Below are 24,477 nucleotides of genomic sequence, written 5' to 3'. Positions count from 1 at the left end.
TGCCCGCATCGACCTTCTCGACCGAGTCGCTGATCAGCTCCTTGATTTCCTTGGCCGCACCGGCGGAACGTTGCGCCAGGTTGCGCACTTCCGCCGCCACCACGGCGAAGCCGCGTCCCTGCTCGCCGGCGCGCGCCGCTTCCACCGCTGCATTGAGCGCCAGGATGTTGGTCTGGAAGGCGATGCCATCGATCACGCCGATGATGTCCACGATCTTGCGCGAGCTCTCCTTGATCGAGCCCATCGTCTCCACCACCTGACCGACGACCTCGCCGCCCTTCACCGCATAATCCGAAGCAGACACCACGAGCTGGTTGGCCTGGCGTGCATTTTCGGCATTCTGTTTGACCGTGGTCGTCAGCTCTTCCATCGAGGAAGCCGTCTCTTCGAGCGAGCTTGCCTGCGATTCCGTACGCGCCGAGAGGTCGGCGTTGCCTGAGGCAATCTCGCGCGACGCGACGGAAATGGTTTCCGTCCCGTGCTTGATGTGGTTGACGGTATCGACCAGATTGCCCTGCATGGTGCGCAATGCATTGACCAGTTGCCCTGCCTCGTCCTGCCCATGCGGCTCGATCCTTGCCGTCAAATCGCCGCTCGCGATGGTATTGGCAACATTGGCCGCTTCACGCAATGGCGAGGTAATGGTCCGCGTGATGAAGACCGCGACAAATGCGCCAATGGCAATCGTCAGGATGCCGATCGCCAGCATGCCCATGCGCGTCGTGCTGTAACTCGCCTGGGACTCCACGTACGTGGACTTCATTTCCTGCTGCTGGTAGTCCGCCAACGCAACCAGGCTGGTCATCCATTTTTCGTGCAAGGGGCCGAAGTCCGTCTTCAGCATTGCAGCAGCGTCGAAATAGTTGCCGCCCGAAACTTGTCCCTTGATCTTTTCAATCACCGGAAAGATGGCCTGCTTTTGCTCGACAGAGGCCGCCAGCAGCGCCTTGGCCTGCGGATCGTCTGCATACTTCTGAAGGGTCGACTCGGCCTTTGCGTAACCGTCCAGCAGCACGGCGAGGCGCTTTATTTCACGCTCGCCCTCCGTCGCGTCGGTCGGCGTGGCGACCCTGCGCAGGGAGAGGGCAAGCCCCCACCCCGCCTCGCGCATTTCCATCCCGCTAGTGAGGCTGCCTACGCGCTCATTGACGATGCGTTCCGTTGTCCCATGCAACTGACCCATGCGCCAAAGCGCCAGCAAGAGCAGCGTGGTCGCGCAAAGCAGCACCACGCCGAATCCCAGCGCGAGGCGCGTGCCGATTTTGATATCCGAGATCTTGAACATGTTGTTGTTCCCGTATGTTGTGTAAGGAGAAGCCTGTCTGCCAGCGCAGTCAGAACTCCTCCCATTCGTCGCCCGCTCCGGCCGGCACGACGGGCTTTACCCTTGCTGCGGGAGGCGTCGCTGCCTTGGGGGCAACCGCCCGTGTCGCCGACGGTTTCACAGGCAATGACGGCGAGGCCGAGGGCACCGTAGCCGGTGCGGACAGCACCATCGATTGCCCCGCCCCGCTCACCTTGAACACGGACACGGCCTGCGCCAGTGTGGCCGCCTGCGTCTGCATGCTGTCCGCAGCGGCCGCTGCCTGTTCGACCAGGGCAGCGTTCTGCTGTGTCATTTCGTCCATCTGGCTGATGGCCTGATTCACCTGTTCGATGCCTGCGCTCTGTTCCTGGCTGGCGGCCGTGATCTCGTTCATGATGTCGGCCACGTGCTTGACCGAGGTCACGATCTCATCCATCGTCTTGCCCGCCTCGTCCACCAGCTTGCTGCCCGCATCGACCTTCTCGACCGAGTCGCTGATCAGCTCCTTGATTTCCTTGGCCGCACCGGCGGAACGTTGCGCCAGGTTGCGCACTTCCGCCGCCACCACGGCGAAGCCGCGTCCCTGCTCGCCAGCGCGCGCCGCTTCCACCGCTGCATTGAGTGCCAGGATGTTGGTCTGGAAGGCGATGCCGTCGATCACGCCGATGATGTCCACGATCTTGCGCGAGCTCTCCTTGATCGAACCCATCGTCTCCACCACCTGACCCACCACATTGCCGCCCCGCATGGCGACGTCCGATGCCGAGACGACCAGCTGGTTGGCCTGGCGCGCATTTTCCGCGTTCTGCTTCACCGTCGACGTCAGTTCCTCCATCGACGATGCCGTTTCTTCGAGCGAGCTTGCCTGCGATTCCGTGCGCGCCGAGAGGTCGGCATTGCCCTGCGCAATTTCCCGGGATGCGACGCCCATCGCTTCGGTACCCACACGCACTTGCCCGACGGTGCTCGCCAGGCTGTCGTTCATCAGTTTGAGTGCAGCGAGCAGTTGGCCGGTTTCGTCGCGCGACGAGATCTCGATTTCCTTGGTGAGATCCCCCTCGGCCACGCTTCGCGCGACGCGTACAGCCTCGCCGAGCGGCACCGATATGGCGCGAATGAGCCACAAACCGATCAGGCCGGAAAGCGTTACGCCGAAGAGCATGGCGGCAATCGACACGTTGCGCACGAGGACGTACATGCTCTGCGTTTTCTCGTATTCCTTTTTCGCGACGTCTTCCTGCGTCTTGATGAGCGTGTCGATATCGGCCTGGAATACGGCATACGTCTGACTCATCGGCCCCTGCATCAATTCCATGGCCTGCTGGACGTTCGCCGCGCGCAATGCCGCAACAGTCGGCTTCAGGCCCTCATCGATAAATTTGCTCCGGCTGTCTTGCGCTTTCTTCGCCTGCGTCCGCTCGAGATCGGTGAGCTCCGTCGCCATGAAGGCGTCCCAGATACGCGTCACCTCCGCGATACGCTTATCAACCGTATCCATGCTCTTGTTCACGACCGACGGATCGCCATTCATGGATTCCGCCACAGTCATCCGGTTATCGCTGATGAGACGGACAATGGTATTCAGCTGTCCGATTGGAATAAGACGATCGTCATAGATCGTTCGTAGTGAATTGTTTGCCGAACTCAGGCTGACAATTGCGATGACGCCGCTGCCAATGAGCAACAGCGAAAGAAAGCTGATGACGAACACCAGCCGTGACTTGATAGTCAAATTTGTAAACATCGTCCCTACCCTCAGTGTTTGGATTGGGCCCGCGGATACGTTGTCAGCGGGCCTTCTTCTGGCCTTGGTTTGCCGTCTTCGCGGCATCGTCACTGCTTTGGTACTGCTGTTCCCTCTTATGCGGCGATCTTGTCGATCAACCCCATTTCCGCGCTCGACATCAGCTTGTCGATGTCGACCAGGATCAGCATTCGCTGGTCAATGGTGCCCAGTCCGATCAGGTAATCGGTATTGAGTGCGGTGCCCATCTCCGGCGCGGGCTTGATTTGCTCCGGCGACAGCGTCGTCACGTCTGACACGCTGTCGACGACCATGCCTACCACCCGTCCCGCCACATTCAGAATGATGACGACGGTGAACTGGTCGTAGGTCGGCTCGCCAAGATGAAACTTGATACGCATGTCCACGATCGGCACGATAATGCCGCGCAGGTTCACCACGCCTTTGATGAAGTCGGGTGCATTGGCAATGCGGGTGACGGTTTCGTACCCGCGGATTTCTTGTACTTTCAGAATATCGATGCCGTACTCTTCCTTGCCCAGGGTGAAGGCAAGGTATTCCTGGCCAGCGATGTCGCGATCGGCTTTCTCTCCACTGACCGAGGCGATCGATTGAACGGTTTGTGTCATGGTAGTTGTCTCTTGTCTTGTCAGGAAAAAATGGATTCGTCGGCGGCAAGCTGACGACTTGAACGCAGCAGTGCTGCCACGTCGATAATCAGGGACACGCCGCCGTCACCAAGAATGGTGGCGCCGGAAATCCCTGCGACTTTGCGATAGTTGGATTCGAGGTTCTTGACGACGACCTGCTGCTGCCCGACCAGATCATCGATGAACAGCGCAGCTTTCTTTCCCTCGGATTCAAGGATCACCACGATGCCTTGCGAGGGATCCGTGAAGCGAGGTTCGATGCCGAACATCTTGTACAAGGGAATCAGCGGGAGGTATTCGCCGCGCACCTTCACGACGCGTCCCTGCCCCGCGATCTCCTTCACGTCTGCCGGATCCGGCTGCAGCGACTCGACGACGTAGCCCAGCGGCAGGATGTAGATCTCGCTGCCCACCTTGATCGACATGCCGTCGAGGATGGCCAGCGTGAGCGGCAGCGAAATCGAGATGGTGGTGCCGAATCCCTTCGCCGACCGGATATCGACTGCGCCGCCCATCGCCGTGATGTTGCGCTTCACGACGTCCATCCCCACGCCACGACCCGAAACGTCGGTGACGACTTCCGCAGTCGAAAATCCCGGCGCAAAAATCAACTGCCATACATCGGCATCCGGCATGGAGTCGGTAACGGGCAGGCCCTGTGATTTCGCCTTGGCGAGGATCTTTTCGCGATTCAGACCGCCGCCGTCATCGGTGACCTCGATGACGATATTGCCGCCCTGGTGACCGGCGGAAAGGGACAGGCGGCCGGTTTCGTTCTTGCCAGCCTCCCTGCGCACATCCGGCATTTCAATGCCGTGGTCGATACTGTTGCGGACGAGGTGGGTAAGCGGGTCGACGATGCGTTCGATCAGACCCTTGTCCAGTTCCGTTGCCGCGCCGTGGGTAACAAATTCGATACGCTTGCCGAGCTTGCCGGCGAGGTCGCGCACCATGCGCGGGAATCGCGAAAACACATAATCCATCGGGATCATGCGGATCGACATGACCGCTTCCTGCAAGTCCCGGGTATTGCGCGTGAGCTGGCTGACGCTGTTAAGCAGGCGTTCGTGGATCATCGGATCGAGGGTGTTCGTCCTCTGTTCGATCATGGCCTGAGTGATGACCAGCTCGCCGACGAGATTGATCAGCTGGTCGACCTTTTCGATACCGACACGAATCGAGGTTGTTTCCGAATTGTGCGCGCCCTTGTCGACCTCGCGCCGCGCGACAGGCTTCTTTTCCGCCACTGCCGGCGCGACAGCGCTCGCTGCCGCAGGCGCGGTTACTTCAGGAGCGGCAATTGCAGGCTGGCCGTCTGCGGCCTTTGCCTCCTTCATTTCATGCGTTTCGAAATTGTCGAAGAAGCCGTAACCCTGCGCCGCTTCTTTCGCAGCCTTTTCGGCAACCGCCTGCTCATGCGTCTGGAAATTGTCGAAGAAGCCGTAGCCCTGTGAATCTTCCTGCGCAGCCCTTGCATTTGCGTCGGCGGATGGATGCGGCGGTGCTTCTTCGGTGATCTTCAAGTCGTTCGGATCGAGAATGAACGAGCAAATCGCGACGATGTCATCCGGCCCGCCGTTGCAGGCGAGGAAGAACGCTACGCGATTGTCGGGCAGCATTTCCTTCCTGATTTGCCCAAGCAGACCGAGTTCCGCCATGAGCGCATCGATGTCGCGCTCGTCGATGTGCGGAAGTTCGACGCGAAACTGCCTGGTCGCACCATTGGACGCATGCACCGGCTGTTCGGCCTTGGGTGCCACGAGAGAAGCAGGCGGCAATGCCTTCGGCACCCCACCCTTGGAAAGCGACTCGAGGAGCATGCGCGCATCGACGACGGCTTCCTGGTCCACGGGAGTGTGGAGGCGGTGACCGTCGAGCTGCATCTTGAGCACATCCTTGGCCACAAGGAAGGCGTCCACATGCTCCGGCAACAACGCCATCTCGCCCTTGCGGATCTTGTCCAGCAGCGATTCGAGCACATGCGTCACGTCGGTCAGGTCCGTCAGTCCGAACGTACCGGCGCCGCCCTTGATGGAATGCGCCGCGCGAAAAATCGCGTTCAGGTCTTCCTCATCAGGCGCCGACACATCGATCGCCAGGAGCAGTTTTTCCATTTCTGCGAGGAGTTCTTCGGTCTCGTCGAAGAACACCTGAAAGAACTGGCTCATGTCAATGGTCATTATGGGACTCCGTCATCTTCGCTTTTGTTCTCGTAGCCTCTGCGGGCAAGTATCAACCAATGACCTTGCGGACGACTTCGGTCAGGCGCTGCGGGTCGAACGGCTTCACAAGCCAGCCGTTTGCGCCGGCGGCACGTCCCTTGTTTTTCATTTCATCGCTCGACTCGGTGGTGAGCATGAGGATCGGCACCTTCTGGTAGGTGGGCAATCCGCGCAGCGATCGAATGAGCGTGAGTCCGTCCATGCGCGGCATGTTCTGGTCGGTCAAGACCAGATCGAAGACCTGTCCCTTCGCCTTGTCCAGGCCGTCCTGCCCATCAACCGCCTCCGTGACCTGGTAGCCGGCCGCCCTCAAGCTGAACACCACCATCTGTCGTAGCGAGCCCGAGTCGTCCACCGCCAATATCGTCTTTGCCATTGAATTCACTCCTGCTATTTTCATATTCGGGCCAGCAGCCCGTCTGTTCGTTTAACCTGTGTCCGTCAAAACAGCTCGATATCGCCGCTCTCCATGTGCGTCTGGCACACCGCCTTCCACAACGCGCTCTCGAGCTTCACGCTTTGCTCCTCGAGCACCTTGTTGATGCTGTTGAGCGTTGCGATGATTTCTTCCGCATTGGTTTCGGAGATGGTCGAACTGCCCGACCCGATACCGCCGAGGACGTCGCGCAGCCCCGTGACACGGGCGACGGTGCGCCCGATGAGCTGGCTGGTCATGTCCTGGAATTGGAGGCCGGTGACGGCCGCACTGACATGCTTGCCGATCTCGCTATGCTTGGCCTTGATTTGTTCGGCAATCTCGGGCGTCGGCTTGGCCCCCGAGAGCAGCAGGTCGATTGCCTCCTGTTGGGCCGTAATCGCCTCGTGGATCGCCATGAAACTTGCGCCCAGTTTCTCGATTGCCTCGCCAAGGAGAAAGCTGGTCTGGACCAAGTCGGTTTCGACTTCGGTCAGGTGCTGCGTTCCATGATCCGACAGGTTGGACAGCAGGTGCTTGACCTGCGAGCCCAACTTTTTTTCACTTGTCATCGTCCCGTCCCCACACCGCTTATTGTTAAAGCTGCATGCGACACATACTTACCGTGCGGCGGCGCCGGCCACTTCCTGCCTGGCTTGCGTTTCATTCGAGACCTCCACGGTCCCGCCGTCCCTCGATGCGGTTTCTTCCGCCTTCTTGTTCATTACAATGATGCTAATGCGCCGGTTGATCGGATTGAATGGATCCTGCCTGTCGAACAGCACGGCCGACGACAAGCCTACCACGCGCAGCACCTTTGCTTCATCCATTCCACCTGCAATCAATGCCCTGCGAGATGCATTCGCACGGTCCGCCGACAACTCCCAGTTGCTGTAGCCCTTTTCACCGCTCGCATACGGCGTCGCATCGGTATGACCGGAGAGGCTGACGCGGTTAGGCACGTCGTTCAGTGCGCGGCCGATTTCGGTCAGGATCTCCTTCGTGTACGGCTGCAGCTCCGCCTTGGCCAAGGCGAACATCGGACGGTTCTGCTCGTCCACGATCTGGATGCGCAGGCCCTCTGTTGTGATATCGATCAGCAGCTGCTTCTTGAATTGCTTTAGCGTCGGCCGGGATTCGATCACCTCTTCGATCTTGGCTTTGAGCCCTCTCAACCTCGCCATTTCGGCCTTCTCGAGTTCCTTCTCCGCCTGCTGGAGATGCGCGGCCTGGAGGTTGTAGGTCTTCTTGATCTCGGGATCGTCGCCTTTCTTGACCTGGCCGTCCTTGCGCGTAAGGTCCTTGCCCCCACCCTGCACGACACTCGAACTGTCCCCAGCACCAGAGCCGCCGGACATGGCCACCTTGAGAGGCGTCTTGAAATATTCCGCGATACCCTGCAGGTCGCCCTTTGCGGTCGACCCCATCAGCCACATCAGCAGAAAGAACGCCATCATCGCGGTCACGAAGTCCGCATAGGCGATCTTCCAGGCGCCGCCGTGATGACCGCCGCCGCCCTTGTTGACCCGCTTTACGATGATGGGGCGTAGCCCTTCGTCGGCCATGATGCTCTTCTGTTCGTGGTTAAGGGTTCGGGATTATTTGGATTTGGATTGCTTGATGTGATCTTCGAGTTCGCCGAACGACGGACGCTCGGTGGAGAACAGGACCTTGCGGCCGAACTCGACGGCGAGCGCAGGCGCATAGCCGTTCAGGCTGGCCAGCAATGTCACTTTCACGCACTGGAACATCTTCGTGGATTCGTGCAGCTTCTGTTCGAGCAGGCTGGACAAGGGGCCGACGAAACCGTACGCGAGAAGAATGCCGAGGAAGGTACCCACCAAGGCGTGGGCAATCAGGATACCGAGCTCGGCAGGCGGCAGGCCGACCGACTCCATCGTATGAACCACGCCCATCACCGCTGCCACGATACCGAACGCAGGCATGCCATCGCCAAGCTTGGCGACACAGTGCACGGGTATCTCGCCCTCGACATGGTGCGTGTCGATCTCGTTGTCCATCAGGTTTTCGATCTGGAATGCATCCATATTCCCCGACACCATCAGGCGCAGGTAGTCCGTCATGAATTCGACAATATGATGGTCGGCCAGGATGCCCGGATACTTGCTGAAAATGGGACTCTCTTCCGGCTTTTCGATGTCGCCTTCAATCGACATCAGACCTTCCTTGCGCACCTTGCTGAGGATCTCGAAGAGAAGCGTCATCAACTCCATGTACAGCGCCTTCGTGTACTTGGATCCTTTGAAGACGGTGGGCAAAGCCTTGAGCGTGGCCTTGATGGCCTTGGTGTTGTTCCCGACGAAGAATGCGCCGACGGCGGCACCACCGATCATGAGTAGTTCGATCGGCTGGAACAGTGCAGCGAGGTGACCGCCGGCCAGCGCGAAGCCGCCGAACACCGAGGCCATAACAATGATATATCCGACAATGACTAGCAAGGGTTCGCGCTCCGGTCGTTATTGAGGCCTTTCTATAGGCCAACATTGTGCCAATTCGTCCTGCGGATCACAACCACAATGTATGCGCAGTGAAACGCCGCACCTGATGACGGTCTTCATGTCGGTTACGACGGCGAAGGGCAAAACTTGAGCGGACGCGCCGACGACGTCAGCCGATACGCCATCCATAGAGCGCCGGACCGTCGCCGGAAGGGTAAATAACCATGCCCGGCTCGACGCCAGGAATGGCAAATTCATAACTCAACAACAGGCCGCCCTTGCACATCTCCGTATGCGCTTTTCGCCACAATGCGGGCATGGCAGCAGGCGACAGATAAGCGAAGACGACGTCAAAGTCGCCGAAGTTGACACTGTCATAATCCCCGCGAACAAAGCGCCCTGCACTGCCGCTCGCGCGACCGCGCACGAAACTGCAAATCCACGGCAGCGGCGCAAGCTCAATTCCGACCACCTCACATTCAGGGCGCGTCCGTGACAGATACATGACCATTCCACCGAAGCCGCTGCCGATATCGATGACACGTAATTGCCGCCCTTCCGGCAGTAGCGTTGTTACGGCACGCCACACCGCTTCATTTGACGGATAAAACGGAACCTGAGTACGAAACGTCGACCAGAACAGGACGAGGAACAGCAGGAACGCCGCAAGATAAACGACAGACGGCAACTGCACGGCATTCGACACGACAATGGCGATCGGGAAGCAGAACGCGATTACCATCCACCACGGCGCGAGACGAAATACGCGCGCAAGGAGAGCGGCGAGACATCCCTGCATCACCGCAGCGATGGCGATTGAAATCTGCACGCCTGCAACGGGCGGTAGCACAAAGGCTAGCAGAACGACTGCAGCGAATGCGATCAACTGCGCCAGCAGCGCAAGGACAGCGGGGATACGAAGAAAGGCGGGACGAAACGGTGCGCCCGCGCCGGAGCGTCCGTCAGACATCACATTTCCGGAATGGCAAAGAACCCTATATCAAGCCTGCGCTGACGACGAAGAGGCAGAAGCAGCCGCCGCTTCTTCTTTCAGCTTCTTGGTCTTGCCGGCGCGCGAAGGCATATGGCACAGACCGCAGACATAATCCTGATGAAGGTCGAGACGATGCACGACAAAGTCACCACCGCATTTACAGCAGGTCGCCGTTTCCAGCATCTTGCTCTCGAAGAAGCGCACAAGCGTCCATGCGCGAGTAAGTGAAAGAACCGGCTCGCCACTCGGATCGGGCTCGACCTGCTCAAGGTACAGCTTGTAGGCCTTCATCACTGCCTCGATCCCGGAGACCTGGGCATGCTCCACGAGGTATTTGTGGATGTTGATGAAGAGTGAAGAATGGATGTTCGGTTGCCAGGTGATGAACCAATCGGTCGAGAATGGCAGCATGCCCTTTGGCGGGGACACACCCTTCAGCTCCTTGTACAACTTGAGCAGGCGCTCGCGTGAGAGATTTGTCTCCGATTCAAGAAGCTGAAGACGCGCACCGAGGTTGATGAGCTCGATCGCGAGCTGAATCTCCTGCGCCTCTGTCACTACGCTTTTTTTGGTCATGCCTGCCTCGCGTCTTCCGCAACAACTAATAGTGTATTACTTATGCGACATATCTGTCAGGAAATCTCTTCCAACTGCTGCCCCGCCATGAGGATGGCGGCGTGGGAATGCGCGAGCGCGCGATCCTTGTTGTAGTTCGTCAGCATGCCAAGGATTGCACCATCATCAAAGCGGAAACGCGCCAGCATCATGTTGGTCCCGGCCAGCTTCAGGATCTGGGCATTATTCAGCCCCTCCAGCATGTCGGCGATTTCAGCGCTGATACCGAGGCGAAAAATGGCTGAGGCTTTGTCGGAACGGATCATCTGCTGGGCAAGCATCAGATAGCTCAGATTGGCATCCCGGATTTCAGCCATCATGTCATTCGTATTCATGTTCACCTCGTCTGCATTGGTACCGGGCAGGGTTTTGCCTCGCGGTAAGATGCATTCTCGGCGTGAAGTTGCCTGACGAAAATAGGAATTGCGCCGTATTTGAATACGGACGCGAACGAACGCCACCCGTAGGTGTTTGTCCTACAAACACCGGGCAGCGTCAACTCCGCGTCAGGAAAAGACGCGGAAAACGGCTTGGGCTCTAGCGTTCCGGCCGATTTGATTTACTGGCCGACCAGCCCATCACCATAGGCAATCTATTAAGTAATTGTTTTTCTAATAAGCGAACTTGATTGTAATAATTGGCTTTCGCCTGGTTGTCTCAAGCGTCCAATACGACTGATGTGTTGTTTAACGGCGGCATTTCTGCAAACTTTAGGGTTCAAGCAAAAAATTTTTAAACTTTTTTTTGCCGCCGTTGCCTGTCGCCATTCTTAGGGTATTAACGGCAACAACGGGCTGGAATTTAGGGCGCGAGGAATACCGCCCTCGCTCATCGAGCATTCGACATAAGCCCAAAATTATCAAAATGGAACTTTTCACAGCACGAGGACAGGCATAGCACCGGGCAGGATGCTTGAGGAGATGCCGACAAAGACTGGCAGCAAGAAGAGCGGCACCAACATGCTGGCGCGCGACGCGGTGGCGTGGACCATCAGAGAACCGAAGCGATGACCAACCTGAACCTGAAAATAAAAAAGCCCCTATCGGGGCTTTTCATGTTTCTGGCGGAGACGGAGGGATTCGAACCCTCGATACAGGTTTAAGCCCATATGCTTCCTTAGCAGGGAAGTGCCTTCGACCTCTCGGCCACGTCTCCACACGTCAAGCGGGGATGACTCCCCGCTCAGTGAAGTCACGCATGATAGCGGCTCATGCGCACTTGGTCAATGAAACATTGATTGCTGATCGATAATGATCAAGCTTTTTCCAGGTCAAAGGCCTTGTGCAAAGCGCGCACTGCCAGCTCCATGTACTTCTCGTCGATCAGGACGGAGATCTTGATCTCGGAGGTGGAGATCATCTGGATGTTGATACCCTCTTCCGACAGCGTGCGGAACATCTGCGATGCGATACCAACGTGGCTGCGCATGCCCACGCCGACGACGGACACCTTGGATACCTTGGAGTCGCCAATGATGCTGGCGGCACCGATGTGCTCCTTGACGCTCTTGTTCAGCACGTCCATCGCCTTCACGTACTCGCCGCGCGGCACGGTGAAGGTGAAGTCAGTCTTGCCGTCGACCGACTGGTTCTGGATGATCATGTCGACTTCAATGTTCGCATCCGCGACCGGCCCCAGGATCTGGTAAGCGATACCCGGCTTGTCGGGCACGCCCAGCACGGTAATCTTCGCTTCATCGCGATTGAACGCGATACCGGAAATGACGGCTTGTTCCATGTGTGTATCTTCCTCAAACGAAATCAGGGTGCCGGAATTGGCTTCTTCTTCCAGCGGCATCAGCGGGTCGGTCAGCGACGACAGAACTCGGGTGGGCACCTTGTAGTTGCCGGCGAATTCCACCGAACGGATCTGCAGCACTTTCGAACCGAGCGAGGCGAGCTCGAGCATCTCTTCGAAGGTGACGGTCTTCAGGCGGCGCGCCTCGGAGACCACGCGCGGGTCGGTCGTGTATACGCCGTCCACATCGGTATAGATCAGGCATTCCGCAGCCTTCAGCGCAGCGGCGACGGCCACAGCGGAAGTATCGGAGCCGCCACGGCCGAGCGTCGTGATGTTGCCGAGATCGTCCACGCCCTGGAAGCCGGTGATGATCACGATCTTGCCATCAGCGAGGTCCTTGCGAACGCGGACATCGTCGATCGACTGGATGCGTGCCTTGGTGTACGCGGAATCAGTCTTGATCGGCACCTGCCAGCCTGCATACGACACGGCCTGTTTGCCGATTGTTTGCAGCGCCATGGCCAACAGCGCGACAGACACCTGCTCGCCGGTAGAAGCGAGCATGTCGAGTTCGCGAGGGTCCGGCTGCGGCATGATTTCCTTTGCCAGGCCAATGAGGCGATTGGTTTCGCCGGACATTGCGGAGGGCACCACAACGATCTGGTGACCAGCGTCATGCCATTTGGCGACGCGCTTGGCGACGTTCTTGATGCGCTCAGTGGAGCCCATGGAAGTGCCGCCGTATTTGTGGACGATTAAAGCCATACGGATGTGAGGATGCGCAGTGAAAAGAAGAAATTTTTGATAAAAATCAACCCTTTACTTTACCTGCTGCAACGCAGGATGGCAAGTGGCCGACCGATGAAATGCAGGCTTTTCCAGCCTAAAACCGATAAAAATATTGCAGAACGTTAAATAATGTCGCTCTCCCATCGCAAGCGAACCGGATTGGATGGATTTCCGGGGAGCGCGACATGGTTCATGCCGATACCGGCAGCAAAGATAAGCTTCCCGCCGGCGAGAACAACTGGCAAGCGCTGCCTCTCCCAAACGGGAGTATCCAATGCCTGGTAGTGCTGCTTGAGGCTGCGCGTAGGGCGGCCGGCTGCCAGCTTCAGCCTTTCACCGCCCTGCCGCCACCTGATCTGGAGGGACTGTGCGGCCAGCCAGGCTGTGTCTACACCGTTTTCGGCAGCGTCGAAATGCAGTGAGCCGCCAAATTCCTTGAACGCGATGGACGGCTCGCCTTTCCAACTGAAGATCCGCGGCATGGCGCTTGCCAACGCCGAGTCCGAACGGGGAATAAGGTAGGCCTTGCCGCGATGTCGCCTGATCTCGCAATCCGGATGGACGACACGCACTTGCGCATCGTCGCACGCGCCGAGCAACTGTGCTTTTGCTTCCATCAGCCATGCCGTGGATGGCATGCGCGCATCGCGGCGCGAGAACCAGTGGCGCAGCAGGTTATCCTGCCTGTCGTCGCCAAGCCCCCGGAACGCGGCCAGGTCGATGCGCTGACCATCCCCGCAGGCCTGCCAGTCCAAATCGGCGAGCTCGCCAAGAAGGCGGTGTGCTGCCTGCGCGTGTTCGGCCGTCCGCGCGATGCATTTCTGGTATGCCGGAAAATGCGCCTCGAGCACAGGCGTGATCTTGTGACGCAATGCATTGCGTGAGAAGCGGATATCTTCGTTGGATTCATCACTTACATACGCGATGCCGCGCCGCGCGACGAACTCTTCAAGCTCCGCTCGCGACATGTCGAGTAATGGCCGAGCCAGACAGGGAGAGCCCGTCCCAAGCAACGAAGACGCATCATTCATCGTCGCCATACCGGAAAGTCCAGCCACCCCGGCTCCACGCAACAACTGCAGGAGAACCGTCTCTGCCTGGTCGTCCTGATGATGCGCGGTCAGCAGCACGCGCGCGTCGTGACTGCGACACAGCCCTCCCAACGCTGCATAGCGCTTCGTTCGCGCGGCCTGCTCAACACCGTCGCGCTTCATCGCCTCAAGCGCAATGCGCCGCGCTTCGAACCTGATGCCGAGCGCCGCACATTCCCGCTCACAGTGCTCAAGCCAGCAGTCAGCGTTCTCGCTGAGGCCATGATGGACATGGAAAGCAACCAGCTCCAGGCCATGCCCGCGCGCATGTCCATACGCCAGATGGAGCAAGGCGGCCGAGTCCAGACCGCCGCTGTAGGCGAGCGCGATCGGGCCTTCAGAAGCAGAAACGCGCGCCAGGATTGCTCCAAGCGCGCGTTCGAAAGCGTCCTCAAGGGACGCTGCCTGCCGGTATGTCACGACATCATTCCGGCGAATTGATTTCCTTGAACTTGCCGTAGCCCATGAGTTTTTCATGACGGGCGGCGATCAGTTCCTTCGGCTTCATGCCCTGCAGCTGACGCAGCGAATCCGCGAGGGCGCGCTTGAGCAACGCGGCCATCTGCTTGGGATCGCGATGGGCGCCACCGAGCGGCTCATTGACGATCTTGTCGATCAGGTTCATCGCCTTGAGGCGATGTGCAGTAAGGCCAAGCGCGTCCGCCGCATCCGCAGCACGTTCGGAAGTCTTCCACAAAATCGAGGCGCAGCCTTCGGGGGAAATCACGGAGTAAGTCGCGTACTGCAGCATGAGCACTGCGTCGCCGACCGCGATCGCGAGCGCACCGCCCGAACCGCCCTCGCCAATGATGGTGGCGATCAGCGGCACCTTCAGTTCGGCCATGACATAGAGATTGTGGCCGATTGCTTCCGACTGACCGCGCTCCTCAGCATCGATACCCGGGAATGCGCCGGGCGTATCAACGAAGGTGAAGATCGGCAGGCCGAACTTTTCCGCGACCTTCATCAGGCGCATCGCCTTGCGATAGCCTTCGGGCTTCGGCATACCGAAGTTGCGCATCGCGCGCTCTTTCGTGTCGCGCCCCTTTTGATGGCCAATGACCATGCAAGGCTGCCCGTTGAATCGAGCGAGACCGCCGACAATGGACAAGTCATCCGCGTAAGTGCGGTCGCCATGGAGCTCATGGAAATCCGTGAAGATCTCGTTCACGTAGTCCATTGTGTAGGGACGCTGCGGGTGGCGTGCGATCTGCGACACCTGCCAGGGCGTGAGCTTGGCGTAAATGTCTTTTGTCAGCTGCTGGCTTTTCTTGGAGAGGCGTTCGATTTCCTCGGAGATATCGACTGCGGAATCGTCCTGCACGAAGCGCAGTTCTTCGATTTTTCCTTCAAGTTCGGCAATGGGTTGCTCGAACCCGAGAAAAGTTGTCTTGCTCATCGTGCCTCCTTATATCAACACGAGATGGAGTTCAGTACACTACCGGCGCCGAGTCAAGGCTGCGCCACAGATACCAGGTGGCGACAGTACGCCACGGCTCCCAGTTGGCGGCGACTTCGCGGGCATCGCTGCGCGATACCGGTTCGCCGGAAAAATAATTAACGCTGATACCTTTGAGCAACCCGAGGTCGTCCAAAGGCAATATGTTCGGCCGGAGCAGATTAAATATCAAAAACATCTCGGCTGTCCAGCGGCCGATTCCGCGGATCTGGATCAGCTCGGAGATAACCTCTTCGTCGTCCATCTCCGTCCATTTATCCGCATGGACACGCTTGGCCTTGAAGTGTTCTGCAAGATCAATGACGTATTCCGCTTTCCTTTTTGACAAGCCGCAGGAAGAAAGCGTTTCCGGGCCGGCCTTGAGCACTTGCGCAGGCGTGCACTTCGGACACGCTTCAAGGAAACGCTGCCAGACCGAGTCGGCAGCCTTGACCGAGATCTGCTGGCTGATGATCGACCGGGCAAGCGTCGTGAATGCTTCGCTCCTGCCGACGAGATGCATGTCGCCGAACTGGGGAATGAGCTTGCGCATGATGCGGTCACGCTTCATCAGCTCTTCCTTGGCGTCGTGCCAGTAGGCAGGCACACTGACCGCAACAGCGGATTGACGGGAAACGGCCATGCGGGTTACGCCCTTCTCCACTCGGTCAGGCCGCCCGGTTTATCTTCCAGGACGATTCCCTTCGCAAGAAGCTCCGCGCGAATGCGATCGGCTGCCGAAAAGTCCTTTGCCTTCTTGGCTGCGGCACGCGCCTCGATCTGCGCAAGTATGCCCGCCTCGTCCAGCGCGCCCTGCTCCGCGGGGCCGGATTGAAGGAATTCCTGCGGAGAGCGCTGCAGCAATGCGAGCACGCCGGCAAGAGATTTCAGCTGGCGTGCCAATGCGGCAGACTTTGTCTTGTTGACTTCATTCGCGAGGTCGAACAGAACAGCGATAGCCACCGGCGTATTGAAATCATCGTTCATCGCCTCTGCGAACTTCAATGCATGCGGCTCATCCTTGTCGAACGCTTCAGAATCCGGCGCCATCTCCTTCAATGCCGTATAGAGGCGCGTAAGCGCATGCTTCGCGTCGTCAAGATGGACGTCGGAGTAATTCAGGGGACTGCGATAGTGAGCGCGGAGAATAAAGAAGCGCACGACTTCCGGATCGTACTTTTTCAGCACGTCGCGGATGGTGAAGAAATTGCCCAGCGACTTCGACATCTTCTCGTTGTCGACGCGGATGAAGCCGTTGTGCATCCAGTAGTTGACGAAAGTGTGCTGATGCGCGCCTTCCGATTGCGCGATCTCGTTCTCGTGATGCGGGAACTGCAGATCCTCACCGCCGCCATGGATGTCAAACTGTTCGCCGAGCAGCTCGCAACCCATTGCCGAGCATTCGATATGCCATCCGGGACGTCCCTTGCCCCAAGGCGAATCCCATTTCACCTCGTCGGGCTCGGATTCCTTCGCGGCCTTCCAGAGCACGAAATCGAGCGGATCGCGCTTGCCGGTATTGAGCTCGACACGCTCGCCTGCGCGCAAATCGTCCAGCGACTTGCCTGACAATTTTCCATACGTCGGAAAATCACGCACCGAATAATTCACGTCGCCGTCGGTCGCCTTGTAGGCGAGACCATGACGTTCCAGCTTCCCGATCAGGCCCAGCATTTGCGGCACATACTGCGTTGCGCGCGGCTCGTGGTCCGGCTTCTGCACACCAAGCGCGGCGGCATCCTCGTCCATTGCGTTGATGAAGCGCTGCGTGAGCTGTGAAATCGATTCGCCGTTCTCGACGGCGCGCTTGATGATCTTGTCGTCGATATCGGTGATATTGCGGACATAGGTCACGTCTAATCCCGATGCGCGCAGCCAGCGCTGCACCATATCGAACACCACCATGACGCGCGCATGGCCGAGATGGCAATAGTCATACACCGTCATTCCGCATACGTACATGCGGACTTTACCGGCTTGCATGGGGACAAAAGTCTGCTTTTCACGCGCGAGCGTGTTATAGATCTTGAGTGCAGTCATGGGCGGTTTTTCCGTTTCGGCGTGAAATGGTCAGGCTCGCTGAGACAATCGACTGTCTCGCAGGACGTTGCGAGTGACACGATGCAATGGGGCTGCCGAAACCCTTTTGTCATGCTTATTTTGATAAAATGCACGGTTTCGCCTCAGTATAACATTGATGAAACCGCCCTCCTGCCCCGCTAGGTCAAAGCGGGCGCGGATAGTGCGAAATGCCACAATCCCGTTTCGCCTGCCGTGCGGCAAGGGGCCACGGAAGATACACAATCGACATTCGCCTGTAAAGAGGAAAGGAAGCCGTAATGCAAAACACCCGTCGACGCTTCATGCATCTGGCCGCAGCACTGTTCCTGGGTTCGTCGCTCGAGGCAGCAATTGCCGCCGATGCGCCGCAAGTTTCGCTCAAGACCAGCATGGGCGAAATCGTGCTGGAGCTCTATCCCGAAAAGGCGCCCAAGTCCGTTGAGAACTTTTTGCAGTATGTAAAGAGTGGCCACTACAACGGCACCGTTTTCCATCGCGTCATCAGCAATTTCATGATCCAGGGTGGCGGTTTCGACAAGGACATGAATCAAAAGCCGACCAAGGCACCGATCGAGAACGAGGCAAAGAACGGTTTGAAGAACGAGGCGTACAGCGTCGCAATGGCGCGCACCTCCGCACCGCACTCCGCGTCGGCGCAGTTCTTCATCAACGTCAAGAACAACAGCTTCCTCGACTACCCGGGCCAGGATGGCTGGGGTTATGCGGTGTTCGGCAAGGTCGTCAAGGGCACCGACGTCGTCGACAAGATCAAGGCAGTGGAAACCACCAACAGCGGCATGCACCGTGACGTTCCGGCAAAGCCCGTCGTCATCGAGTCCGCATCGATCGTCAAATAATTCAACCTCATACAAGGACCATCATGGCAGTCATTTTCACCACCAACCACGGCACCTTCAAGCTGGAACTCGACGCCGAGAAAGCACCGAAGACCGTCGCCAATTTCCTCGCCTACGTCCAGTCGGGCCACTACAACGGCACCATCTTCCATCGCGTCATCGACGGCTTCATGATCCAGGGCGGCGGTTTCGAGCCGGGCATGAAGCAGAAGCCCACGAATGACCCGATCGAGAACGAAGCGAAGAACGGCCTGAAGAACGAGCCGTACACCATTGCAATGGCACGCACTTCGGCGCCCCATTCCGCCTCCGCGCAGTTCTTCATCAACGTGAAGAACAACAGCTTCCTCGACTATCCTGGACAGGATGGCTGGGGTTACTGCGTGTTCGGCAAGGTTGTTGAAGGCACCGACGTCGTCGACAAGATCAAATCGGTCAAGACCACCCGTACCGGCATGCACGCCGATGTCCCGGTCGAAAACGTGATTATTGAAAAGGCGGAAGTGGTCTAAGCTGACCGCCGCTCTGACCATGCAAGAGCATCACATGCCTGCAGGCACCCAGGAAGCGCAATCAGAAACGGTTGCGCTTTTTGTTTCGGACGTCCATCTGCACGATTCCCTGCCACGCACGACACAGGCCTTCATCGAATTCCTCGAAGGACCTGCACGACATGCAAGGCGCCTTTATCTCCTTGGCGACCTGTTCGAGTACTGGGCAGGTGATGACGACATCGACACGCCGTATCACCGGCGAATTGCACAATCCCTTCGCGCGGTGAGCGATGCCGGCTTAAAAGTCTTCTGGATCGCGGGCAATCGCGACTTCCTGGTCGGACAGGAATTCGCGCGCGTGGCCGCCCTGACCCTGCTTGCCGATCCGCACGTGGAAGATATCGCCGGAACGCGCGTCGTGCTCGCCCATGGCGACGCGCAGTGCACGGATGACCAGCCCTACATGGCGTTTCGGGCGCAGGTACGCCAATTGCAATGGCAGGCACAGTTTCTCGCGCAGCCCCTGTCTCAGCGCAAGGCGATCATCGAAGGCATGCGAACGGGCAGCCGCGAAGCGCAGCGCTCGAAGTCCTATGAAATCATGGACGTGAATCCGGCTGCGATCAGGTCACTCTTCGAATCCACGGGCGCCACCGTCATGATTCACGGCCACACGCATCGCCCAGCGACGCACGTTAAGGAAATCAACGGCGTCACATGTACTCGTTATGTATTGCCCGATTGGGACTGCGATACGGATGACCCGCGTGGAGGATGGCTGGCCGTGGACAGCAGAGGTGTTGCAAAACGGTTCGGCATCGATGGCAGCGAGGTATCTGCCGCCATTATCAGGAGCTAGTCGAACTGCTTGCGGAAGCTGTCGAATTGTTCACCGAGACGCGCAACTTCAGCACGAAGCTGCGCAACCTCTGACTCGAGCTCCGCAATGCGGTCCTGCCGCGTCACGGGAGCAGTGACAACATCCGGTACCCTTTCAGGAATCTCCTCGCCGCTCAGGAGGTGCATGTAGCGCACCTCCTTCTCACCGAGTGCACGCGGAAGACGGGCAACCAGCGGTGGGTACTTGTCGATCAGGAACTGCAGTCCCGCCTCCACGTCAGTCACTGCCGCGAAGTCATGCAGCCGGCCGCTCCGTGCGCGAATCTCGCCAGCGGTCTGCATGCCGCGCAGCATCAATAGCGCAAGCACGGCCAGCTTGTCCTGCTCAAGCGACCATTTCATCCGCATCCGATGCTCATACTTTGATACACGGGCGCCGGCTTGCCTGACCTCCGATACGAGCTTCTTCTGGATCAATCGCTGAAGTGTATCCAGCACGACATCTTCGGAGACAGACATGACTGGATCGCGACTCGTCAGCTGGTTGCAGCCGTTGGTGAGTGCGTTGACGGACAACGGGTAATTATCCGGCGTCAGGGCCTCCTTCTCGGCAAGCACGCCGAGAACCCGCACTTCCACGGCGTCGAGCACGAGATCGCCTCCGCCCGTGGTCGCACTACCTTCATTCGATTCAAATTCCACCATAGCAGGATCCTCATTCCACCAGCTTGTTCAACTGTTCGGCGTCGAACTTGTCCTTATGCGCAAGGATCTCGCACCCCACGCCGGCCGCCTGCAGCGCCGCAAGAACTCTCTGCATCTGCTGCTCCTGCGCGACAGCGTGGTCGATCAACTTGTGCAGGGCCGTCGACAAGGGGTCTTCATCCGCATTCAGGGTCACGCCATAAGCCGCAAACACGCGCGCAGCAGCGTCCTCGCGCTGTTTGCCGGCATCCTTTTGCACAATATGCGCGGGATTGCCGACTGCAGTGGCCCCCGGAGGGACCTCCTTGACCACAACGGCGTTCGAGCCGACCTTTGCGCCATCCCCCACTGTGAACCCACCAAGTACCTTGGCGCCGGCGCCGATGATTGCGCCTCGACCAAGCGTAGGATGGCGCTTTGCCCCCTTGCTCAATGACGTGCCTCCCAAGGTCACGCCCTGGTAAATCGTGCAGTCGTCACCCACCTCCGCCGTTTCGCCAATGACGACACCAAATCCGTGGTCGATGAACACGCGCCGGCCGATCGTCGCACCCGGATGGATTTCAATTCCGGTGAGTCCGCGAGCGATATGCGAAATGAAGCGACCGAGCCATTTCAATCCATGCGTCCAGCACCGGTGCGCCCAGCGATGCATTACGATCGCGTGCAGACCCGGATAACAGGTCATCACCTCCCATGCCGTGCGCGCAGCGGGGTCACGTTCGATGATACTGGCGATGTCTTCGCGAATGCGGCTGAACATAGGGACGGGTGAGATGGCGTGAAGCCGTAATGTTACCGCGCGGAATCCGGCTTGCCTACGCAAGCCGGCATATCACGTTTGGCGCATGCGCTGACGGCGCGCTTCGTACAGGCACACGCCTGATGCAACCGATACATTCAGGCTTTCGACCGCCCCCTCCATCGGGATGCGGACCAGCATGTCGCAGTTCTCGCGTGTGAGCCGGCGCATGCCCTCGCCTTCCGAGCCCATGACGAGGGCCGTCGGCACGGCGAAATCGACGTCGTACAGCGTCTTTTCCGCATCGTCCGTCGTGCCCGTGAGCCAGATATCGCGCTCCTTCAGTTCGCGCATTGTGCGCGCGAGATTCGTGACAGTGATGTAAGGCACCGTGTCGGCGGCGCCACTCGCCACCTTCGCCGCCGTTGCATTGAGCCCCACTGCCCTGTCCTTCGGGGCGATCACCGCATGCGCTCCAGCGCCGTCAGCCACGCGCAGGCAGGCGCCAAGGTTGTGCGGATCGGTCACGCCGTCCAGGATCAGCAGCAAGGGAGGACCGGAAATGGCATCAAGGAGTTCGTCGAGATTGCGGGCGAGCGACATTTCGCCCGCCTTTGCCACCACGCCTTGATGGCGCCGCGTTCCCGCCATGCCGTCGAGGCGACCTCCCTGGACAGGAATGATGCGCACCTTCGCGGCCTCCGCTGCACGCAGCAATTCCTGCATGCGGCGGTCAGTTCGTTCGGAATCGAAATAAATTTCCTCGACGGACGATGCGTCATGGCGCAACCGCGCCGTCACGGCGTGGAAGCCGAATAACAATTTGCTTTTCATATCTTATCTTTTCTTTTTGCCCGCCTTCGTGCGCGGCTTGGTCGTGCGCGCAGACTTTGCCGCGGTCGTGCCCGAGCGTGAACTCTTGCCTTTTGCTGTCTTTCCGGCTGCGCTCTTGCGCGGCGGGGCCGCCTTTGCTTTCGGCTTTGCCTTCTTTTCTCGAACCGGCTCGACCTCAGCACGACGCGCCTCGTTCTTAAGGACAGTGCGAATGTCCGGCGTGGTCACGAGGCGCAAATCGATCTTGCGCGCGTCGAGGTCAACCCGGCTTACCTGCACAGTGACGCGGTCGGTCAACTGATAACGGATACCGGTGCGCTCGCCGCGCAGTTCATGGCGGACTTCGTCATATTGGAAGTAATCCGCTCCCAGTTCGGTCACATGCACCAAGCCCTCGATGAACAGGGTGTCGAGCTGGACGAATATGCCGAACGGAGCGACACCCGAGATGGTGCCGGTAAATTCTTCCCCCAGTTTGTCGCGAATGAAATAGCACTTCAGCCAGGCTTCCACATCGCGTGATGCCTCGTCGGCACGGCGCTCGTTTGCCGAACAGTGAATCCCGAGCGCTTCCCAGATAGCGAGGTCGCCTTCCTTCTTCTTTTTGCCCTCGGCCTTGTCCTGCGCGGCCATGCGCCGTGCCGCGGGCGACAGCATGGTATTGAGCTGGCTGGTGTCTACATCCTTGGGCACGTAACGCTTGCCTTGCAGGATCGCCTTGATCGCACGATGGGTCAGCAGGTCCGGATAACGCCGGATCGGGCTGGTGAAGTGCGCGTAGGCTTCATACGCGAGGCCGAAATGGCCGATATTGTCCGGACTGTAGACTGCCTGCTGCATGGAGCGAAGCAGCATCGTCTGCAACAGGACGGCATCGGGACGAAGCTTGATTTTCGGAATCAGCTCCGCGTAATCGGAGGCCGCCGGCGAATCGCCTCCGCCCAGCGTCAATCCCATCTGCTTCAGGAAGGTCCTGACCTGGTTGAGCTTCTCCTTGGACGGCGCAGCGTGCACGCGATAGACGCCCGGATGCTTGTGACGCGCAAGCAGGTCTGCCGCACACACATTGGCCGCAAGCATGCATTCCTCGATCAGTCGATGCGCGTCGTTGCGGGTACGCGGAACGATCTGCTCGATCTTCCCTGCAGCATTGCAGACGATATACGTCTCTGTCGTCTCGAAATCAATGGCACCCCGCTCCTGACGCGCCTTCAGCAGGGCGTTGAACACGTCGTACAGGTTAAGCAGGTGCGGGACGAGTGGCTGGCGTTTCGCCGCCTCCGTGCCTTTTGTATTCGAGAGGATTGATGCGACTTCCGTATAAGTCAGCCGCGCCGCCGAGTGCATGACGGCCGGATAGAACTGGTACGCCTTGATCTCGCCCTTTGCGGTAATGACGGCATCGCAGACGAGGGTGAGGCGGTCCACGGCGGGATTGAGGGAACACAGGCCATTGGAGAGCTTCTCCGGCAGCATGGGAATAACGCGGCGCGGGAAGTAGACCGAGGTACTGCGTTCCAGCGCATCGCTGTCCAGCGCATCGCCCGGCTTTACATAATGGCTGACGTCGGCAATCGCGACAATCAGGCGGAACCCCTTCGTGCGGCCGATCTTCACCGGCTCGCAATAGACCGCGTCGTCGAAGTCGCGCGCATCTTCACCGTCAATGGTGACAAGCGGAATGTCTCGGAGGTCGACGCGATCGATGAGATCCGCTTCGCGAACTTCACCGGGCAATTTCGCGGCAAGCTTTTTCGCTGCGTCGGAAAACTCATGCGGCACGCCGTATTTGCGTACCGCGATTTCAATTTCCATGCCGGGGTCGTCAATGTCGCCGAGGACTTCGACGATCTTGCCAACCGGCTGGGTATATCGCGAAGGCTGCTCGATGAGTTCGACGCTGACCACCTGCCCCGTCTTCGCCTTGCCTGGTGACCCGGTCAACAGGATGTCCTGGCCGATGCGCTTGTCTTCAGGAGCAACGATCCACACCCCATTCTCGTTCAGCAGGCGACCGATCACGTGCGTGTTGGCGCGTTCCAGCACCTCGACGATCGTGCCTTCCGGCCTGCCGCGGCGATCGGTGCCGGCGATGCGGATCTGCACGCGATCACCGTGCAGTACTTTCTGCATTTCCTTTTCAGGCAGGAAAATGTCTTCGCTGCCGTCTTCGGGTGTGAGGAATCCGTAGCCGTCGCGATGTCCATTGACGCGGCCCTCAATGAAATTCGGTTGATGCGCAAGTTGATAGGCGCCGTTGCGGCTCGGCTTGATCTGACCGTCACGTTCCATCGCATTCAAGCGGCGCGTAAGGCCGTCCAGTTCTTCCGGTTTGACGTCGAGGGCCGCAGCGAGCGAGTGCACATCCTGTGGCGCGGCCGCGGTGCGTAGGATGCCGAGAATCTCCTCCCGGCTGGGAATCGTGTATGAATATTGGCTCAAAAGGGTACTTCAGTTCATTATTGTCATGACAGGGCTAGT

General features: G+C 58.8%; 23 protein-coding genes and 1 tRNA gene. 3 read left to right on the top strand and 21 right to left on the bottom strand.

Translation table 11 applies throughout. The annotated features are described in order from the left end of the window. The 17 genes from ACNOHI_RS09160 to cysS form a co-directional block, all read right to left on the bottom strand. Positions 1 to 1,285: methyl-accepting chemotaxis protein (locus tag ACNOHI_RS09160; protein WP_420474347.1), on the bottom strand; the 1,285-nt coding region annotated here is incomplete at its 3' end. A 49-nt stretch (positions 1,286 to 1,334) separates the two neighbouring features. Further along, positions 1,335 to 3,050 (bottom strand): methyl-accepting chemotaxis protein, encoded by a 1,716-nt coding sequence (locus tag ACNOHI_RS09155; RefSeq protein ID WP_420474346.1) that lies wholly within the window; start codon positions 3,048 to 3,050, stop codon positions 1,335 to 1,337. A gap of 116 nt (positions 3,051 to 3,166) precedes the next feature. Beyond that, a complete protein-coding gene (locus tag ACNOHI_RS09150; protein ID WP_420474345.1) occupies positions 3,167 to 3,679 on the bottom strand; it encodes a chemotaxis protein CheW in 513 nt (170 codons plus the stop codon). A gap of 20 nt (positions 3,680 to 3,699) precedes the next feature. Further along, a complete protein-coding gene (cheA, locus tag ACNOHI_RS09145) occupies positions 3,700 to 5,880 on the bottom strand; it encodes a chemotaxis protein CheA (protein ID WP_420474344.1) in 2,181 nt (726 codons plus the stop codon). Positions 5,881 to 5,932: 52 nt separating this feature from the next. Continuing rightward, positions 5,933 to 6,298 carry a response regulator gene (locus ACNOHI_RS09140; protein WP_088709304.1) on the bottom strand — a complete coding sequence of 122 codons (366 nt, stop codon included), beginning with the start codon at positions 6,296 to 6,298 and terminating at the stop codon, positions 5,933 to 5,935. Positions 6,299 to 6,363: 65 nt separating this feature from the next. After that, positions 6,364 to 6,909 (bottom strand): chemotaxis protein, encoded by a 546-nt coding sequence (locus tag ACNOHI_RS09135; RefSeq protein WP_420474343.1) that lies wholly within the window; start codon positions 6,907 to 6,909, stop codon positions 6,364 to 6,366. 48 nt (positions 6,910 to 6,957) lie between these two features. Then, positions 6,958 to 7,902, bottom strand: coding sequence for a flagellar motor protein MotB (motB, locus tag ACNOHI_RS09130; protein ID WP_420474342.1), 945 nt, complete (start codon positions 7,900 to 7,902; stop codon positions 6,958 to 6,960). 33 nt (positions 7,903 to 7,935) lie between these two features. Then, positions 7,936 to 8,796: a flagellar motor stator protein MotA gene (gene motA / locus ACNOHI_RS09125; protein WP_420474341.1), complete on the bottom strand. Its 861-nt coding sequence runs from the start codon at positions 8,794 to 8,796 to the stop codon at positions 7,936 to 7,938. Positions 8,797 to 8,965: 169 nt separating this feature from the next. Next, a complete protein-coding gene (locus ACNOHI_RS09120) occupies positions 8,966 to 9,682 on the bottom strand; it encodes an SAM-dependent methyltransferase (protein ID WP_420474340.1) in 717 nt (238 codons plus the stop codon). Positions 9,683 to 9,796: 114 nt separating this feature from the next. After that, entirely contained in the window at positions 9,797 to 10,366 is a 570-nt protein-coding gene (gene flhC / locus ACNOHI_RS09115) for a flagellar transcriptional regulator FlhC (RefSeq protein ID WP_420474339.1), read from the bottom strand. A gap of 56 nt (positions 10,367 to 10,422) precedes the next feature. After that, the gene (gene flhD / locus ACNOHI_RS09110) at positions 10,423 to 10,740 is read right to left on the bottom strand and encodes a flagellar transcriptional regulator FlhD (protein ID WP_420474365.1); all 318 of its coding nucleotides are present in this window, start codon (positions 10,738 to 10,740) and stop codon (positions 10,423 to 10,425) included. Between the two features lie 726 nt (positions 10,741 to 11,466). Further along, a tRNA-Ser gene (locus ACNOHI_RS09105) sits at positions 11,467 to 11,560 on the bottom strand. A 99-nt stretch (positions 11,561 to 11,659) separates the two neighbouring features. Beyond that, the gene (locus ACNOHI_RS09100; RefSeq protein WP_420474338.1) at positions 11,660 to 12,910 is read right to left on the bottom strand and encodes an aspartate kinase; all 1,251 of its coding nucleotides are present in this window, start codon (positions 12,908 to 12,910) and stop codon (positions 11,660 to 11,662) included. Positions 12,911 to 13,056: 146 nt separating this feature from the next. Then, complete coding sequence (tilS, locus tag ACNOHI_RS09095) at positions 13,057 to 14,445, bottom strand: tRNA lysidine(34) synthetase TilS (protein WP_420474337.1); 1,389 nt, start codon at positions 14,443 to 14,445, stop codon at positions 13,057 to 13,059. A gap of 4 nt (positions 14,446 to 14,449) precedes the next feature. Continuing rightward, positions 14,450 to 15,424: an acetyl-CoA carboxylase carboxyltransferase subunit alpha gene (locus ACNOHI_RS09090; protein WP_420474336.1), complete on the bottom strand. Its 975-nt coding sequence runs from the start codon at positions 15,422 to 15,424 to the stop codon at positions 14,450 to 14,452. Between the two features lie 31 nt (positions 15,425 to 15,455). Beyond that, positions 15,456 to 16,106 carry a DNA-3-methyladenine glycosylase family protein gene (locus ACNOHI_RS09085; protein WP_420474335.1) on the bottom strand — a complete coding sequence of 217 codons (651 nt, stop codon included), beginning with the start codon at positions 16,104 to 16,106 and terminating at the stop codon, positions 15,456 to 15,458. A gap of 5 nt (positions 16,107 to 16,111) precedes the next feature. Then, positions 16,112 to 17,503 carry a cysteine--tRNA ligase gene (cysS, locus tag ACNOHI_RS09080; protein WP_420474334.1) on the bottom strand — a complete coding sequence of 464 codons (1,392 nt, stop codon included), beginning with the start codon at positions 17,501 to 17,503 and terminating at the stop codon, positions 16,112 to 16,114. A gap of 299 nt (positions 17,504 to 17,802) precedes the next feature. Here cysS and ACNOHI_RS09075 point away from each other — a divergent pair, with 299 nt between their 5' ends. Genes ACNOHI_RS09075 through ACNOHI_RS09065 form a run of 3 tightly spaced genes read left to right on the top strand, consistent with a single transcriptional unit; the run spans position 17,803 to position 19,734 of the window. After that, the gene (locus ACNOHI_RS09075; protein WP_420474333.1) at positions 17,803 to 18,381 is read left to right on the top strand and encodes a peptidylprolyl isomerase; all 579 of its coding nucleotides are present in this window, start codon (positions 17,803 to 17,805) and stop codon (positions 18,379 to 18,381) included. A gap of 23 nt (positions 18,382 to 18,404) precedes the next feature. Beyond that, positions 18,405 to 18,893 (top strand): peptidylprolyl isomerase, encoded by a 489-nt coding sequence (locus tag ACNOHI_RS09070; protein WP_420474332.1) that lies wholly within the window; start codon positions 18,405 to 18,407, stop codon positions 18,891 to 18,893. A gap of 34 nt (positions 18,894 to 18,927) precedes the next feature. Further along, positions 18,928 to 19,734 carry a UDP-2,3-diacylglucosamine diphosphatase gene (locus ACNOHI_RS09065; protein WP_420474331.1) on the top strand — a complete coding sequence of 269 codons (807 nt, stop codon included), beginning with the start codon at positions 18,928 to 18,930 and terminating at the stop codon, positions 19,732 to 19,734. On the opposite strand, the gene ACNOHI_RS09060 is transcribed toward ACNOHI_RS09065, so the two are convergent. The 4 genes from ACNOHI_RS09060 to rnr all read right to left on the bottom strand — a co-directional run bounded on the left by ACNOHI_RS09060 (position 19,731) and on the right by rnr (position 24,438). Further along, the gene (locus ACNOHI_RS09060; RefSeq protein WP_420474330.1) at positions 19,731 to 20,420 is read right to left on the bottom strand and encodes a YceH family protein; all 690 of its coding nucleotides are present in this window, start codon (positions 20,418 to 20,420) and stop codon (positions 19,731 to 19,733) included. The genes ACNOHI_RS09065 and ACNOHI_RS09060 overlap by 4 nt on opposite strands. Before the next feature lie 10 nt (positions 20,421 to 20,430). After that, the gene (gene cysE / locus ACNOHI_RS09055) at positions 20,431 to 21,183 is read right to left on the bottom strand and encodes a serine O-acetyltransferase (protein ID WP_420474329.1); all 753 of its coding nucleotides are present in this window, start codon (positions 21,181 to 21,183) and stop codon (positions 20,431 to 20,433) included. A 72-nt stretch (positions 21,184 to 21,255) separates the two neighbouring features. After that, entirely contained in the window at positions 21,256 to 21,996 is a 741-nt protein-coding gene (gene rlmB, locus ACNOHI_RS09050) for a 23S rRNA (guanosine(2251)-2'-O)-methyltransferase RlmB (protein WP_420474328.1), read from the bottom strand. A 3-nt stretch (positions 21,997 to 21,999) separates the two neighbouring features. Beyond that, positions 22,000 to 24,438, bottom strand: a complete 2,439-nt coding sequence (rnr, locus tag ACNOHI_RS09045) for a ribonuclease R (RefSeq protein WP_420474327.1) — start codon at positions 24,436 to 24,438, stop codon at positions 22,000 to 22,002. Between the last annotated feature and the right edge of the window lie 39 nt (positions 24,439 to 24,477).

The organism is Noviherbaspirillum sp. ST9, assembly GCF_048799745.1.
Classification (GTDB): Bacteria; Pseudomonadota; Gammaproteobacteria; order Burkholderiales; family Burkholderiaceae_D; genus Noviherbaspirillum.
Note: the sequence above shows the minus strand (reverse complement) of the source record. Positions and strands in the feature narration are given on the sequence as shown.

Coding starts and splice junctions, on each gene's coding strand:
- ACNOHI_RS09135 (WP_420474343.1), bottom strand. CDS start 6,909: ATGACAAGTGAAAAAAAGTTGGGCTCGCAGGTCAAGCACCTGCTGTCC.
- flhC (WP_420474339.1), bottom strand. CDS start 10,366: ATGACCAAAAAAAGCGTAGTGACAGAGGCGCAGGAGATTCAGCTCGCG.
- ACNOHI_RS09100 (WP_420474338.1), bottom strand. CDS start 12,910: ATGGCTTTAATCGTCCACAAATACGGCGGCACTTCCATGGGCTCCACT.
- ACNOHI_RS09075 (WP_420474333.1), top strand. CDS start 17,803: ATGCAAAACACCCGTCGACGCTTCATGCATCTGGCCGCAGCACTGTTC.
- ACNOHI_RS09065 (WP_420474331.1), top strand. CDS start 18,928: ATGCCTGCAGGCACCCAGGAAGCGCAATCAGAAACGGTTGCGCTTTTT.
- ACNOHI_RS09085 (WP_420474335.1), bottom strand. CDS start 16,106: ATGGCCGTTTCCCGTCAATCCGCTGTTGCGGTCAGTGTGCCTGCCTAC.
- ACNOHI_RS09150 (WP_420474345.1), bottom strand. CDS start 3,679: ATGACACAAACCGTTCAATCGATCGCCTCGGTCAGTGGAGAGAAAGCC.
- cheA (WP_420474344.1), bottom strand. CDS start 5,880: ATGACCATTGACATGAGCCAGTTCTTTCAGGTGTTCTTCGACGAGACC.
- ACNOHI_RS09060 (WP_420474330.1), bottom strand. CDS start 20,420: ATGGTGGAATTTGAATCGAATGAAGGTAGTGCGACCACGGGCGGAGGC.
- ACNOHI_RS09140 (WP_088709304.1), bottom strand. CDS start 6,298: ATGGCAAAGACGATATTGGCGGTGGACGACTCGGGCTCGCTACGACAG.
- cysE (WP_420474329.1), bottom strand. CDS start 21,183: ATGTTCAGCCGCATTCGCGAAGACATCGCCAGTATCATCGAACGTGAC.
- cysS (WP_420474334.1), bottom strand. CDS start 17,503: ATGACTGCACTCAAGATCTATAACACGCTCGCGCGTGAAAAGCAGACT.
- ACNOHI_RS09070 (WP_420474332.1), top strand. CDS start 18,405: ATGGCAGTCATTTTCACCACCAACCACGGCACCTTCAAGCTGGAACTC.
- flhD (WP_420474365.1), bottom strand. CDS start 10,740: ATGAATACGAATGACATGATGGCTGAAATCCGGGATGCCAATCTGAGC.
- ACNOHI_RS09090 (WP_420474336.1), bottom strand. CDS start 15,424: ATGAGCAAGACAACTTTTCTCGGGTTCGAGCAACCCATTGCCGAACTT.
- rlmB (WP_420474328.1), bottom strand. CDS start 21,996: ATGAAAAGCAAATTGTTATTCGGCTTCCACGCCGTGACGGCGCGGTTG.
- motB (WP_420474342.1), bottom strand. CDS start 7,902: ATGGCCGACGAAGGGCTACGCCCCATCATCGTAAAGCGGGTCAACAAG.
- ACNOHI_RS09155 (WP_420474346.1), bottom strand. CDS start 3,050: ATGTTTACAAATTTGACTATCAAGTCACGGCTGGTGTTCGTCATCAGC.